Source organism: Streptococcus sp. HMSC077D04, assembly GCF_001808785.1.
GTDB lineage: Bacteria > Bacillota > Bacilli > Lactobacillales > Streptococcaceae > Streptococcus > Streptococcus mitis_BX.
This window is the reverse complement of sequence record NZ_KV794438.1, coordinates 1-800: the sequence shown is the minus strand read 5'-3', so window position 1 is coordinate 800 and position 800 is coordinate 1. Positions and strand designations below refer to the sequence as shown.

The following is an 800-nucleotide window of genomic DNA, read 5'->3' as shown; positions in this document are numbered from 1 at the left end:
TTTCCCATCACAGTATAGAATTCCTCAACACGATTTGTCTGGTTTGTTTGGATACTATGATTGTAATCTGCTTGAACTTTAAACACATCTTTTGTTTCTACATCTTTAGAAATCATTCTTTCGTAAGAGGTAATAGCATCTAAATCTGAATTAAAATCTGCATCATCATATCTACCTGAATCAATGTCTCCTTTGAAGGAACTTTCAAACTTTTCAGTATTTACAGAGAGATCTCCAATCCGAGTTGAATTTCCAATTGTACTAATAATGTGGGCGCTTAATCCCTTCCAACCATCTAGCTTCGATAAGTCTCTATCACCCCAAGATAACTCAGTAAAACTAGCAATTTGAATAGCTTCATGCGCTAAGTCCTTATTATGTTTAGATTCATACTGCTTATTAATCCCTTCTTTAAATATCTTTACCTCTCTTTCAGATAAAGAATACGTATTTATCAAAATATCATCTAAATCACTTGTATTTTCGTCATCAACAACTCCCGCAAGACCTCTCCAGGTTGCCCTTACTCCATAGACTGGAGATGCAACTAATCTATTATACTCATAAAGAACTTTTTCATTAGTCCATCCTTCTTGTTTTGCCTTCTTCAAAATTCTTTGCTGGAGCTTATAGAGTACATTTGCCGTAGATTCATCCAAGTTGTAAGATGATACTAAATCATCCACAATTTTTTTCTTATCTTTTTCAGCCTGAGTAACTGAGATATCCTTATCAAGCTTATGTAACTCAATCTTCACATCCTTCATTTTCTGTACCCAGCTCATGTCCAGACCGTCCGC

The 800-nt window shown here is 35.0% G+C and carries 1 pseudogene; it reads right to left on the bottom strand.

Annotation, left to right across the window (positions count from 1 at the left end):
- Window positions 1–785, bottom strand: a pseudogene (locus tag HMPREF2701_RS00050) (ATP-binding protein); the annotation flags it as partial.
- Window positions 786–800 lie beyond the last annotated feature (15 nt).